The sequence below is a fragment of the Hydrogenophaga luteola genome, assembly GCF_042648585.1.
In the GTDB taxonomy this organism is placed as follows: Bacteria; Pseudomonadota; Gammaproteobacteria; order Burkholderiales; family Burkholderiaceae_C; genus Hydrogenophaga; species Hydrogenophaga luteola.
Window position 1 is genome coordinate 502041 of record NZ_JBHRXX010000009.1, and the last position, 13931, is coordinate 515971.

Annotated in this window: 9 protein-coding genes; 7 read left to right on the forward strand and 2 right to left on the reverse strand. The window is 67.7% G+C overall.

The window, feature by feature from the left end:
• Positions 1-24: 24 nt before the first annotated feature.
• From ACFOPI_RS21185 to ACFOPI_RS21195, 3 genes are read left to right on the forward strand one after another with little or no spacing between them, the layout of a single operon-like run.
• The gene (locus ACFOPI_RS21185; protein WP_382178419.1) at positions 25-1173 is read left to right on the forward strand and encodes a cell division protein ZipA C-terminal FtsZ-binding domain-containing protein; all 1149 of its coding nucleotides are present in this window, start codon (positions 25-27) and stop codon (positions 1171-1173) included.
• Positions 1173-3221 (forward strand): NAD-dependent DNA ligase LigA, encoded by a 2049-nt coding sequence (gene ligA, locus ACFOPI_RS21190; protein WP_382178422.1) that lies wholly within the window; start codon positions 1173-1175, stop codon positions 3219-3221. Before ACFOPI_RS21185 ends, ligA begins: the two co-directional genes overlap by 1 nt.
• Positions 3222-3237: 16 nt before the next feature.
• On the forward strand, positions 3238-4386 hold the full coding sequence (locus ACFOPI_RS21195) for a hypothetical protein (RefSeq protein WP_382178424.1): 1149 nt from the start codon (positions 3238-3240) through the stop codon (positions 4384-4386).
• On the opposite strand, the gene ACFOPI_RS21200 is transcribed toward ACFOPI_RS21195, so the two are convergent.
• Positions 4379-4702, reverse strand: coding sequence for a hypothetical protein (locus ACFOPI_RS21200; RefSeq protein WP_382178427.1), 324 nt, complete (start codon positions 4700-4702; stop codon positions 4379-4381). The genes ACFOPI_RS21195 and ACFOPI_RS21200 overlap by 8 nt on opposite strands.
• A gap of 113 nt (positions 4703-4815) precedes the next feature.
• Here ACFOPI_RS21200 and def point away from each other — a divergent pair, with 113 nt between their 5' ends.
• The 4 genes from def (at position 4816) to ACFOPI_RS21220 (ending at position 11201) form a co-directional block, all read left to right on the forward strand.
• A complete protein-coding gene (def, locus tag ACFOPI_RS21205) occupies positions 4816-5355 on the forward strand; it encodes a peptide deformylase (RefSeq protein ID WP_382178430.1) in 540 nt (179 codons plus the stop codon).
• An 86-nt stretch (positions 5356-5441) separates the two neighbouring features.
• A complete protein-coding gene (locus tag ACFOPI_RS21210; RefSeq protein WP_382178433.1) occupies positions 5442-6872 on the forward strand; it encodes an efflux transporter outer membrane subunit in 1431 nt (476 codons plus the stop codon).
• On the forward strand, positions 6869-8017 hold the full coding sequence (locus ACFOPI_RS21215) for an efflux RND transporter periplasmic adaptor subunit (RefSeq protein WP_382178436.1): 1149 nt from the start codon (positions 6869-6871) through the stop codon (positions 8015-8017). Before ACFOPI_RS21210 ends, ACFOPI_RS21215 begins: the two co-directional genes overlap by 4 nt.
• Before the next feature lie 10 nt (positions 8018-8027).
• Entirely contained in the window at positions 8028-11201 is a 3174-nt protein-coding gene (locus ACFOPI_RS21220; protein ID WP_382178438.1) for an efflux RND transporter permease subunit, read from the forward strand.
• 16 nt (positions 11202-11217) lie between these two features.
• Here the strand turns inward: ACFOPI_RS21220 and ACFOPI_RS21225 are convergent, their stop codons facing one another.
• On the reverse strand, positions 11218-13920 hold the full coding sequence (locus ACFOPI_RS21225; RefSeq protein WP_382178441.1) for a [protein-PII] uridylyltransferase: 2703 nt from the start codon (positions 13918-13920) through the stop codon (positions 11218-11220).
• Positions 13921-13931: the final 11 nt, after the last annotated feature.

Below are 13931 nucleotides of genomic sequence, written 5' to 3' on the forward strand. Positions count from 1 at the left end.
CCCCCAATACCGCCGCTTACACCCATGAGCACCTTGCAAATCAGCCTGGCCATCGTCGGCGGTCTTGTTCTAGCGGGCGTGGTCGCCTACAACGCCTGGGTCACTCGCCGCAGCGCCCCCCGCACCGCCCGAGGCCTGCCCGAGGCCGACCTGCCGCACGATGCCGCAGGCGCAGACACCGTGCCGGTGGGCGATGCCGAGCCGTTGGCGGACCGTGTGGAAGGCGATGGAGAGCGCATTGAGCCGGTGCTGCGCGATGAGCCGGTGGAAGCCGTGTCGGTGCGCGAAGAGGTGCGGCCCGTGCCATCGGTGGCGGTCACGCTCAACCACGTCGTCACCACGCCGGACAAGCGGCCTGGGCTGGATGCCCTGATCGATGTCATCGCCCCCTTGCAGCTCGACGGCGAGGTGTCGGGCGATGCCGTGATCGCCGCCCTGCCTGGCACGCGCCGCGTAGGCAGCAAGCCGTTCGCGGTCGAGGGACTGGTCGAAGAGGGTGGCGAGTGGGAGGCGCCCCGGTTGGGGCAGCGCTACAAGGCCCTGCAGGTGGGTGTGCAGCTCGCGAACCGCGCTGGCGCCCTGAACGACATCGAGTTCTCCGAGTTCGTGATGAAGGCCCAGGCCTTTGCCGACGCCATCGGCGCCATGCCGGACTTCCCTGATATGCGGGCCGAGGTGGCGCGGGCCCGCGAGCTGGACGCCTTCGCCAGCGGCCACGATGCCCAGCTCGGTTTCACGCTGCGGGCGCGCCGCGCCGCCTGGAGCCCAGGCTACGTGTCTCAGAATGCCGCGCGCTTCGGTTTTGTGGCGGGCGTGCTGCCCGGCCGCATGGTGCTGCCCGGCAGCGCCGCGGGCCAGGCCCCTATCCTCAGCCTGTCGTTCGATCCGCAGGCGGCCATGGCCGAAGACCCGGAGCAGAGCGCGCTGCGTGAGATCAACCTGTCGCTGGAGGTCACCCACGTGCCCCGCAGCGAACAGCCTTTTGTTCGCCTGCGCCAAGCTGCCTCGGCATTGGCCGAGGCCATGGACGGCGTGGTCACCGACGACGCGGGCCAGCCTCTGAACGGCGAAACCATGGACCAGATCGGCGCCGACCTGGAGTCGTTGTACGACGCGCTCGACAGCCACGACCTGTCCGCCGGATCGCCCCAGGCACGCCGCCTCTTTTCCTGATGACACCTGATCTATTTGCCGCCGAGCCCACGCCGGCGGAGCGCGCCGCCGAACTGCGGGCGCAACTGCACCACCACGCCCACCGCTACTACGTGCTGGACGCGCCGGAGATTCCGGACGCCGAGTACGACCGGCTGTTCCAGGAGCTGCAGGCCATCGAGGCGGCGCACCCCGAACTGCTTACCCCCGATTCGCCGACCCAGCGCGTGGGCGGCAAGGTCCTGGATGGGCTGGTGCCGGTGCGCCATGCGGTGCCGATGCTGTCGATCCAGACCGAGACCGACACCACCGCGGTGGGCGCCGAGGCTTTTGATGCGCGGGTGCGGCGCGAACTGGGCCTGACCGTGGACGCGCCCGCGGTCGAATACGCCGCCGAGCTGAAGTTCGACGGCCTGGCCATCAACCTGCGCTACGAGCGCGGTGTGCTGGTGCAGGCAGCCACACGCGGCGACGGCGAGACCGGCGAGGACGTGACGCAGAACATCCGCACCATCGGGCAGATTCCCCTGCGGCTGACCGGCGAAGCGCCCGAGGTTCTGGAGGTGCGCGGCGAGGTCTATATGCGCCGCGACGACTTCGAGCGGCTGAACGAACGCCAGCGCGAGAAGGGTGAGAAAACCTACATCAACCCGCGCAACACCGCCGCCGGCGCGGTGCGCCAGCTGGACCCGGCGATCACAGCGCAGCGCCCGCTGTCCTTCTTCGCCTACGGCCTGGGCGAGGTGCAGGGCTGGACCCTGCCCGGCACGCACAGTGGCCTGCTCGATGCGCTGGCCGCCTTCGGTCTGCCGGTCTGCGCCGATCGCTGCGTGGCGCAGGGTTCGGCCGGCCTGGTGGCGTTCCACGCGCTGATCGCTGCGAAGCGCGACGCGCTGCCGTTCGACATCGACGGTGTGGTCTACAAGGTCAATTCGCTCGCGCTGCAGCGCGAACTGGGCTTCAAGACCCGCGAGCCGCGCTGGGCGGTGGCGCACAAGTACCCGGCGCAGGAGCAGCTGACCACCGTGCTGGCCATCGACGTGCAGGTCGGTCGTACGGGCAAGCTCACGCCCGTGGCCAAGCTGGCGCCGGTGTTCGTCGGCAACGTGACTGTGACCAACGCCACCCTCCACAACGAAAACGAGGCCCGCCGCAAGGACGTGCGCGTGGGCGACACGGTGATCGTGCGCCGTGCGGGCGACGTGATCCCCGAGGTGGTGGCCGTGCTGCCCGAAAAACGCCCCGAGGGTGCGCTGGTGTTCACCATGCCGCAGGTCTGCCCGGTCTGCGGGAGCGCCGCCGTGCGGGAAGAGGGCGAGGTCGACCACCGCTGCACCGGCGGCCTGTTCTGCGGTGCCCAGCGCAAGCAGGCCATCCTGCACTACGCGCAGCGTCGCGCGGTGGACATCGAGGGCCTGGGCGACAAACTGGTGGAGCAGCTGGTGGACGCCGATGTGGTCAAGACCCTGCCGGACCTCTACCGCATGGGCCTGATGGCGCTGGCCAACCTGGACCGCATGGCCGAAAAGTCGGCGCAGAACGTGCTGGACGCGCTGGAAAAGTCCAAGCACACCACGCTGCCGCGCTTCCTGTTCGGCCTGGGCATTCGCCACGTGGGCGAGGCGACGGCCAAGGACCTGGCGCGCCACTTCGGCAGCCTGGACGCGATCATGGACGCCTCTCTTGAGCAGCTGCTGGAAGTCAACGACGTCGGACCCACCGTGGCGCAGAGCCTGCGGACCTTTTTCGACCAGCCGCACAACCGCGAGGTGGTGGAGCAGCTGCGCGCCTGCGGCGTCCACTGGGATGAGGGCGCCCCGGCCGAGCGCGCGGCCCAGCCGTTGGCGGGCAAAACCTTCGTGCTGACCGGGACCTTCCCCACGCTCAAGCGCGAAGAGGCCAAGGAAATGCTCGAAGCGGCGGGCGCCAAGGTGGCCGGCTCGGTGAGCAAGAAGACCGACTACGTGGTGGCCGGCGAAGAGGCGGGCAGCAAGCTGGACAAGGCGCGTGAGCTGGGTGTGGCTGTGCTTGATGAGGCCGGCATGCTTGCACTGCTTTCAGCAGCCTGAGAGCGAGGGTGCTTGGATGTGGGTCGCACTGGGTTTTGTGACTCTGGTTGCCAGCGTGGGGTACCAGTGGTGGATGCGGTGGCACTACAGTTGGGCAGGCGTTGAGGACAACCTCGCAGGCATCCTATGCAAAACCAAGGTGCGTTCGCGCCAAGGCTTGGACTATGGCCTTTTGGTCGGCATAGACGCGCCAGAGACCTTTCGATTCCAACTCAAGCGAGAAGGGGGCTGGGACCGGTTCTTCAAGTGGGCTGGGCTGACTCATGAGCACCAGTTCGGTTATTCGGGCTTTGATTCGCTTGTCTACGTTGAGTCCGACGATCAGCATCTGTTCAACAGCTTGGCGGGAAACAGTCAGTTTCTCCATGCCGCCCAACATATGTTTGCCGCACAGTGCGAGGATCGGTGGCTCAAGAGGATCGTGTGTGCCAGAGGGCGTCTGTGGATGGTGATCGGTTGTGGCGATGGGTACACAAAGACTTCTCGGGAACGCAATCGAGACTTCGCTGCGAACCTGCTTCCCCATTTGCAGCACATGCAGAAAGAGCTTGATGCTTGCATGCCCGACGCCAGTGCTGTTGAGCGGGATCGGTATTTGGTACCGGCCGTTGTCGTGTTGGCTTTGAGCTCTGGGCTTGCGCTCGCCGGAGTGATTTCATGGGCCCGATCCCTGCTTTCACCAGAGTTCATTCTGGACATTGAGGCTCTGAAATACAGTGCTTGGGTGGTCACCGCGTGTGTTGTAGGTTCGCTTGCGCTTGCCGCCTTGCTCTCCTTGAAGGGCAGTTCCCGTTTGCACCTAGTGTTGACAGAGCTCGCGCTGGTGGGGACATTCGGCGCTTGGTCCACGTCCTCAAGTGTGTTGCGAGACATCAATGTCGAATTCGACCTGTCCCCTGCGTCCCATGTGCAGCGAACGCTGGTTGGAAAGTCCGTCCACAAGAGCAAGCGGTTCTTCAGGCCGACCAGCACCACCTACCTGTTGCAGCATCAAGGGTGGCCTGGGGATACCAGAAAACGCTCGGTGGCTGTTTCTGCTGCCACCTACGAAAAAGCGTCCATAGGCGATACGCTTGAATTCGAGGAACACCAAGGGTACTTTGGTTGGCGCTGGGCCAAATTCAAAGCCTGGAAACCAGCTGCAGCAGTCGAGCCTGCTACTTGAACTTGTAGTGGTCGCGGTTGAGCACCGCCGCCACCGCCGTCACTTCTTCGGGAAACAGGCCCAGGTTCATCTGGGTGTTGCACATTTCGACCATGCCCCGCAGCAGGCCGGCATTGTTGAACTTGCCCTGCGGCTTGTAGATCGCGCTGCCATCGCCGCCCACCTTGCTGGCGTGACACTGCGCGCACTTGTGTTCGGCGATCAGCTTCTCGCCCAGCGCGAGGTCGGCGCCTTTGAAAATTTCGGCGCCCTGGGCGAAGACGGCGCCTGAGAACGCCAGCGTGGCCAAAGCGGTGCCAATCGGCGCAAATTGCATGGGTCCTCCTGACAGCGTGGTGGCAGCAATTACGGGGGCGGGTATCTCCACCCACTCTAGCTGCGCCACAATCGCGCGCCATCCGGGCAAAACCCCTATACCGCCGCTTTCTCATGGCCATTTACACGATCCTCAAGATGGGCGACCCCAGGCTGCTGCGGATCGCGCAGCCCGTGCAGACGTTCGACACGCCCGAGCTGTACCAGCTGGTTGCCGACATGGAGGAGACCATGGCCGCGGCGAACGGTGCCGGCCTGGCGGCGCCGCAGATCGGTGTGGACCTGCAGGTGGTGATTTTTGGCACCGGTGCGCCCAATCCGCGCTATCCGGATGCGCCTGTCGTGCCGCGCACCGTGCTGATCAACCCGGTCATCACTCCGCTGGGCGGTGAAGAAGAGGAGGGCTGGGAGGGCTGCCTCTCGGTGCCTGGGCTGCGGGCCGTGGTGCCGCGCTGGCGGCGCATCCGCTACCAGGGCTTTGCCGCCGACGGCAGCCGGCTGGATCGTGAGGTGGAAGGCTTTCACGCCCGGGTGGTGCAGCACGAATGTGATCACCTGATGGGCACGCTGTATCCGATGCGCGTGCGCGACTTCACCCGCTTCGGTTTCACCGAAGTGGTGGCACCGGGTGTGGCGGAAAACGAAAAAAACTGAAACAAAAAGTCTTCGGAAACGGGCTGCGGCTTCGCTATGCTCGATTCCTTTGTTGCGCTGCAACGCGGCGCGTCGTCTGAATGCAAATGAAACCACTTCTTATTCTGTTGAGCGCGCTGGGCCTGAGCGCCTGTGCGGGCATGGGGCCGCCGCCCGAGCGCGGTGTGCAGATGGTGGAGTCCAGCCTGCCCAAGGCCTGGTTCGCACCCGCCGTGCCTCACCAGGGCCAGACCACCTCGCTGGTCGACTGGTGGTCGCGCCTCGGCGATCCCCGGCTGCCAGAGCTGATCGGGCAGGCCCAGCAGGGCAGCGCCAGCATCATGGCGGCCCGGGCCCAGGTGTTTGCAGCGCGCGCGGCACTGGCCGGCGCCGACAGCGCCACGCTGCCCCAGGTGGGTCTGACCGCCGGCGCCTACCGCGGCGTGGACGCCAGCGCCCCGCTCGGCACGGGCATGAACGTGGGCCTGCAGGCCTCGTGGGCAATCGACCTGTGGGGTCAGAACGCCTCGTCGGTTCGCCAGGCCTCGGCCGAGGCGAGTGCTGCGCAGGCCGGCTGGCACGAGGCGCGCGTGCTGATGGCGGCCGAAACGGCGCGCCTGTACCTGGGCTGGCGCTCCTGCCTGGCACAGAAAGCCGTGATCGACAGCGACCGCGCCTCGCGCACCATCACGGCTCAGAGCGCCGCGGACACCGAGCGTGCCGGCTTGCTGGCGCCGGCCACTGCGGCCCTGGCGCGCGCCGGACAGGCCGACGCCGAAGCGCGCCTGGCGCAACAGCAGCGCCAGTGCGAGCAGCAGTTCAAGGCCATCGTGGCGCTGGTGGGTGCTGATGAGCCCGCCCTGCGCGAACGCCTGGGGCCCAGCGGCGCCTTGCCCGACCCGACCGCTGCGGGTTCGGCGCTGGCGGTGTCGGCCGTGCCGCTGGAGGTGATCCGCCAGCGGCCCGACGTGGCCCGCGCGCAGCAGGAGCTGGTGGCCGCCGCCGAGGGTGTGGGCGTGGCCCGCGCGGCGCTCTGGCCCAGCCTGAGCCTGAGCAGCAGCGTGCTGCGCAACCGATTCACCACCGGCGGTGAGAGCACGACGTTCAACACCTGGTCGGTTGGCCCCTTGGTGCTGAACCTGCCGTTGATCGGCCGCGGCGGCTTGAACGCCTCGGCCGAGGCCGCTGCCGCGCGTTACGAATCGGCGGCGATCGGGTACGCCAATGTGCTGCGCCGCGCCATCGCAGAGGTGGAGCAGTCGCTGGTGGCGCTGGACACGCTGCGCACCCAGCTGGTCGCCAGCCAGCAGGCCGTCGCGGGCTACACCCGTTCGTTCGAGGCCACCGAGGCGCGCTACCGCGTCGGCCTGGCCAACCTCAACGAGCTGGAGGAGGCCCGCCGGCTCAAGCTCAATGCCGACAGCGGCGCCGTGGCGCTGCAGCTGGACCACCTGAACACCTGGATCGCCCTGTACGTCGCCCTGGGCGGCGGTTTTGACCCCCAGATCGCGCCGCAACCGGTGCGCCAAGCCTCATGAAGAAGACCATGCGCCATTTGTCCGTTGATTCCTCGGGCCGCCTCGCGGCCGTGCTGCTGCTGTCCTCGGTTCTCGCGGTGGCCTGCGGCGGCAGCGACAAGCCCGCCGAAGGGGCTACGGCCAGTCCGGCGGCGCCCACCGCCGAAGGCGCGGTGCCCGCGGCGCCCAAGCCCGCGATGACGGTGAGCACCGCGAAGCCCGAAACCGCCAGTCTGGCGCTGCAGCTGCAGGCCAACGGCAACATCGCCGCCTGGCAGGAGGCCAGCGTCGGCGCCGAGGTGCCGGGCCTGCGCTTGGCCACGGTGAACGTGAACATTGGCGACGTGGTGAAGAAGGGCCAGGTGCTGGCCACCTTCGCCCGCGAGACCTCCGAGGCCGAGAGTCTGCAGGGCAAGGCGGCGCTGATGCAGGCCGAGGCCGCGGCCGAGAGCGCCAAGGCCGACGCCGACCGGGCGCGCTCGATCGAAAACACCGGGGCGCTGTCCAAATCGCAGATTGCCCAGTACCTGACGCAGGAAAAGGTGACGCGGGCGCAGTTCGAAGCCGCCAAAGCCGCCTACGCCGCCAGCCGGGTGCGCCTGGGCAACACCCAGGTGCGTGCGCCGGACGATGGCGTGATCTCTGCCCGGTCGGCCACGGTCGGTGCGGTCGCTGGTGCCGGACAGGAGCTGTTCCGCCTGGTGCGCCAGAGCCGCATGGAGTGGCGCGCCGAGGTCACGCCGGCCGAGGTCGGCCAGGTCAAGGTGGGTCAGAAGGTCGAGGTCACGGCCGCGAGCGGCCTGAAAGTGGCGGGCACGGTGCGGGCCATCGCGCCCACGGCCGATCCGCAGACCCGCAACGTGCTGGTGTTCGCCGACCTGCCGAAGCACACCGAGCTCAAGGCCGGCACCTTCGCGCGCGGCCAGTTCCAGATCGGCAGCAGCCAGGCGCTGACGGTGCCGGCACAGGCCATCGTGGTGCGCGACGGTCACAACTACGTGTTCGTGATCGGTGCCGACAGCAAGGCCGGGCAGCGCAAGGTGGAGACCGGGCGCCGCTCGGGGGACCGGGTCGAGGTGCTGCAGGGCCTGAAGGCCGACGAGACGGTGGCGGTGCAGGGCGCCGGCTTCCTGAACGAGGGCGACCTCGTGAAGATCGCGCAGTGAAGGGCCGGCCATGAACGTTTCCGCGTGGTCCATCAAAAACCCGATCCCGGCGGCGATGCTGTTCGTCATGCTCACGCTCGCCGGTCTGTTCTCGTTCCAGGCGATGAAGGTGCAGAACTTCCCCGACCTGGACGTGCCCAACATCACCATCGTTGCCAGCCTGCCGGGCGCCGCGCCCAACCAGCTGGAAAACGACGTCGCGCGCAAGATCGAGAACAGCCTGGCCTCGCTGCAGGGTCTCAAGCACATTTACACCAAGGTGCAGGACGGCACGGTCTCGATCACGGCCGAGTTCCGCATTGAAAAGAGTACCCAGGAAGCGCTGGACGACGTGCGCTCGGCCGTGGCCAAGGTGCGCGGCGACCTACCCACCGACCTGCGCGAGCCCATCGTCAACAAGCTGGAGCTGGCCGGTGGTGCGGTGCTGGCCTACACAGTGCGCTCGGACAAGATGGACGACGAGGCCATCTCGTGGTTCGTCGACAACGACGTGGCCAAGCTGCTGCTGTCCGTGCGCGGCGTGGGCGCGATCAACCGCGTGGGCGGCGTCAACCGCGAGGTGCAGATCCTGCTGGACCCGCTCAAGCTGCAGTCGCTGGGTGCGACGGCGGCCGACATCTCGCGCCAGCTGGCCCGTGTTCAGATCGAGAGCGCGGGTGGCCGCGCCGACATCGGCGGCAGCCAGCAACCGCTGCGCACGCTCTCGTCGATGAAGTCGGCCGAAGAGCTGGCGGCACTCGAGTTGTCGCTCTCCGATGGCCGCAGCATCCGGCTGGACCAGATCGCCACCGTCAAGGACACCATCGCCGAGCCGACCGCCGCTGCCTTCCTCGATGGCAAGCCAGTGGTCGGTTTTGAGGTCGCGCGCAGCAAGGGCGCCAGCGAAGTCGAAGTGGGCCATGGGGTGCGCGCCAGGCTCAAGGAGCTGCAGGCGGCCCGTCCGGACCTGCAGATCACAGAATCCTTCGACTTCGTGACGCCGGTGGAGGAGGAGTTCAACGCCTCCATGACCCTGCTGTACGAGGGCGCCATCCTGGCCGTGCTGGTGGTCTGGCTGTTCCTGCGCGACTTCCGTGCGACGGTGGTCTCGGCCGTGGCGCTGCCGCTGTCGGCCATTCCGGCCTTCATCGGCATGCACTACATGGGCTTCACCATCAACGTGGTCACGCTGCTGGCCATGTCGCTGGTGATCGGCATCCTGGTGGACGACGCCATCGTGGAAGTGGAAAACATCGTGCGCCACATGCGCATGGGCAAGACGCCTTATCAGGCGGCCATGGAGGCGGCGGACGAGATCGGCATGGCCGTGATCGCGACCACCTTCACCCTGATCGCGGTGTTCCTGCCCACGGCCTTCATGGCCGGTATTCCGGGCAAGTTCTTCAAGCAGTTCGGCTGGACGGCCGCGCTGGCGGTGTTTGCCTCGCTGGTGGTGGCGCGCGCGCTCACGCCCATGATGGCGGCCTACATCCTCAAGCCCGTGGTGACCGCCAAGGACCAGCCGGCCTGGGCGCGCAGCAACCGTGTGTTCGGTGGCCTCTGGGCCTGGATGACCAATCAGAACGAGCCCGGCTGGCTCAACACCTACCAGCGCTGGGCCGCGGCCTGCATCCGCCACCGCTGGCTGACGCTGATCGGCGCGGTCGCCTTCTTCATTGGCTCGCTGGCGCTGATCCCGCTGCTGCCGCAGGGCTTCATCCCGCCGGACGACAACTCGCAGACCCAGGTCTACCTGGAGCTGCCGCCCGGCGCGACGCTGTCGCAGACCGTGGCCACCGCCGAGCGGGCGCGGGTGCTGGTGAATGGCGTGCAGCATGTCAAGTCGGTCTACACCACCATCGGTTCCGGCTCGGCCGGCAGCGACCCGTTCGCCCCGCAGGGCGCGCAGGAGTCGCGCAAGGCGGCGCTGACGATCCAGCTTGATCCGCGTGGCGAGCGCCCGCGCAAGCAGGTGATCGAGAACCAGATCCGCGAGGTGATGTCCGGCCTGCCGGGCGTGCGCTACAAGGTGGGTCTGGGCGGATCCGGCGAAAAATACATCCTCACGCTCACCGGCAGCGACGCCAACGCGCTGTCGACCGCGGCCCGCGCCATCGAACGCGACCTGCGCACCATCAACGGCGTGGGCAGCATCCAGTCGTCGGCCGCGCTGGTGCGCACGGAGATCATCGTCACGCCCGACCTGCAACGCGCCGCCGATCTGGGCGTGACCAGTTCGGCCATCGCCGAGACGCTGCGCATCGCCACGGTGGGCGACTACGACAGCGCCCTGCCCAAGCTGAACCTGCCGCAGCGCCAGGTGCCGATCGTCGTCAAGCTCGACAGCGCGGCGCGCGAGAACCTGGACGTGCTGGGCCGCCTGTCGGTGCCCGGGGCCAAGGGCCCGGTGATGCTCAGCCAGGTCGCCACGCTCAGCTTCGGCGGCGGCCCGGCCGTGATCGACCGCTACGACCGCTCGCGCAACATCAACTTCGAGGTCGAACTGGCCGGCATCCCGCTGGGCGACATGAAGACCGCGGTGGACGCCCTGCCCAGCATCCAGAACCTGCCGCCGGGCGTGCAGGTGCTGGAGATCGGTGACGCCGAGGTGCAGGGCGAGCTGTTCGCCAGCTTCGGTCTGGCCATGCTGACCGGCGTGCTGTGCATCTACATCGTGCTGGTGCTGCTGTTCAAGGCCTTCCTGATGCCGCTGACCATCCTGCCGGCGCTGCTGATGTCCTTCGGGGGCGCGTTTGTGGCGCTGCTGCTGACCAACAAAAGCTTCTCCATGCCCTCGCTGATCGGCCTGGTGATGCTGATGGGCGTTGCATCTAAGAACTCCATCCTGCTGGTCGAATACGCCATCGAGGCGCGCCGCCAGCGCGGCCTGCCGCGGCTGGAGGCGATTCTGGACGCCTGCCACAAGCGGGCGCGACCCATCGTCATGACCACCATCGCCATGGTGGCGGGCATGCTGCCGGTGGCGGTCGGTTCGGGGGCGGCGGACGGCAGCTTCCGTTCGCCGATGGCGGTGGCGGTGATCGGTGGCCTGGTCACTTCGACCCTGCTGAGCCTGCTGGTCGTGCCGGCGGTGTTCACCATGGTCGACGACCTGAGCATCTTCTTCGCCCGCCTGTTCGGCCGTCAGGTGCGCAACGAGCGGGCCCATGAGCGCGACCCGAACGCGCTGAGCCACCCCGCCTGAAGATCCTGGAGGGCGTTCAGCCCTCCAGCGTTTCCAGCAGCTCGGTCTCGATCTGGATCTGGCGCTTGTTGACCTGCAGCTCGGGGCCACTGATCAGGAAGGTGTCCTCGACCCGCTCGCCCAGGGTGCTGACCTTGGCCAGCTGCACGCTGATCTGGTGCTGGGCGAGCACGCGCGAAATGCAGTAGAGCAGGCCGGCACGGTCGCTGGCCGAGATGCTCAACAGCCAGCGCTGGGCCTTTTCGTCGGGCCGCAGGTCCACCCGCGGTGTGATCGGGAAGCTCTTGACCCGGCGTGAGAGCCGGCCCTTGCTGGGTGGCGGCAGCGGACCGCGCCCGTCAATGGTGCTGGCCAGCTTGTTCTCCACCATGGCGATCAGCTCGCGGTAGTGGTCCGACAGCGTGGGCGCCACCACCTGGAAGGTGTCCAGCGCATGTCCCGTCATGGTGGTGTGGATGCGGGCATCCAGGATCGAGAACCCGGCGTTGTCGAAGTAGCCGCAGATGCGGGCGAAGAGGTCGTTCTGGTCGGGTGCATAGACCAGCACCTGCAGGCCCTCGCCCTCGGGTGAAAGGCGGGCACGCACGATCGCGGCGTCGGGAGCGCTGGCTTCACCGGCCGGTGCGGGTGCCACACCTTTTTCGCCGCGGGCGTTGATGGCGAGCTGGCGTGTCAGCACCCGCGTGTGCCAGGCGATCTCGTCGGCCTGGTGGCGCATAAAGTAGCCCACGTCCAGCGTGTCCCACAGGGTCTTGTGTGCCTGGTGGGGCAGGGCGTGCAGAGCCAGCATCGACAGGGCCTCGCGCTTGCGCGCCTCGACCACGGCGTCGGGATCGGGCGCGCGGCCGCCCAGGGCGCGCAGTGTGTAGCGGTACAGGTCTTCCAGCAGCTTGCCCTTCCAGGCGTTCCACACCTTGGGGCTGGTGCCGCGGATGTCGGCCACCGTGAGCAGGTAGAGCGCGGTGAGGTAGCGCTCGTTGCCCACCCGCTGGGCGAAGGCGCCGATCACGTCCGGGTCGCTCAGGTCTTCCTTCTGGGCGATGCGGCTCATGGTCAGGTGTTCGGACACCAGGAACTCGATCAACTTGGTGTCTTCGCGCGCAATGCCGTGCTGGCGGCAGAAGCTACGCACATCGCGGGCGCCCAGCTCGGAATGGTCGCCGCCACGGCCCTTGGCGATGTCGTGGAACAGCGCCGCCACATAGAAGATCCAGGGCTTGTCCCAGCCGGCGGCCAGCTGCGAGCAGAACGGGTACTCGTGCGAGTGCTCAGCGATGAAGAAGCGGCGCACGTTGCGCAGCACCATCAGGATGTGCTGGTCCACGGTGTAGACGTGGAACAGGTCGTGCTGCATCTGGCCCACGATGTGGCGGAACACCCAGAGGTAGCGCCCCAGCACCGAGGTCTGGTTCATCAGCCGCATGGCGTGCGTGATGCCCTCGGGCTGCTGCAGGATCTGGAGGAAAGTGGCTCGGTTGACCGGGTCGGTGCGGAAGGCGCCGTTCATGATCGGGCGCGCGTTGTAGAGCGCGCGCAGCGTGCGCGCCGACAGGCCCTTGATGCCCACCGTGGTCTGGTACAGCAGGAAGGTTTCGAGGATCGCGTGGGGCTGCTGGATGTAGAGGTGGTCGCTCGCCACCTCCAGCATGCCGGCCTTGTCGAAGAAGCGCTCGTTGATAGGGCGCATCTGGTCGGCACCGTGTTCGTCGCTGTTCAGGCGCTCCTCGATGTTGAGCAGCAGGATCTGGTTGAGCTGGGTCACGGCCTTGGCGGCCCAGTAGTAGCGCCGCATCAGCTCCTCGCTGGCGCGGCGGGCCAGGCGGGCGGTGGGCGCTGGCGGCTGCTCGTCCGGGCCGGCGGGGGCGGGCGCCTGCGCCTTGTAGCCGAACGATTCGGCCACCGCGGTCTGCAGGTCGAACACCAGCCGGTCCTCGCGCCGGTGGGCCAGCAGGTGCAGGCGCGCGCGGATCAGGCTCAGCAGGGACTCGTTGGCCTTGATCTGGCGCACCTCCAGCGGAGTGGCCAGGCCTCTTCTCGCCAGCTCGTCCCAGCTGCGGCCCAGGCCGGCCGCCTTGGCCACCCACAGAATCACCTGCAGATCGCGCAGGCCGCCAGGTGACTCCTTGCAGTTGGGCTCCAGGGAGTACGGTGTGTTCTCGTACTTGGTGTGGCGCTGGCGCATCTCCAGCGTCTTGGCCACAAAGAAGGCCTTGGGGTCCATGACCTCGCCCAGACGCCGCACCAGGCCGGTGAACTGCGCCCGCGAGCCCACGATCAGGCGGCATTCGAGCAGCGAGGTCTGCACCGTCACATCGCGTTCGGCTTCTTCCACGCACTCGGCGGCGGAGCGCACGCTGGAGCCGATCTCCAGGCCCACGTCCCAGCAAGCGCCGATGAAGGACTCCAGACGCGTCTTCAGCGCCTCGTCGCCGTCGGGCGTCGCCCCGTCGGGCAGCAGCACCAGCACGTCCACGTCCGAGTTCGGGAACAACTCGCCGCGGCCATAGCCTCCGACGGCCAGCAGAGAAAACCCGGCACCAAACCCGGCGTTGGTCCAGAGCTGTCGCAGCGTGTCGTCGGTCAGCCGGGCCAGTTGTTGGAGGGTGCGGCGCACGCCGCGGGTTGAGGAGCCTTGTTCGCCCAGCTGGGTGAACAGGGTGGTCTTGTCCTGACGGTAGCGCTGGCGCAGCGCGCCGAGATCGCCTGCGGCTTCAGCCATGGGAGCGCTCC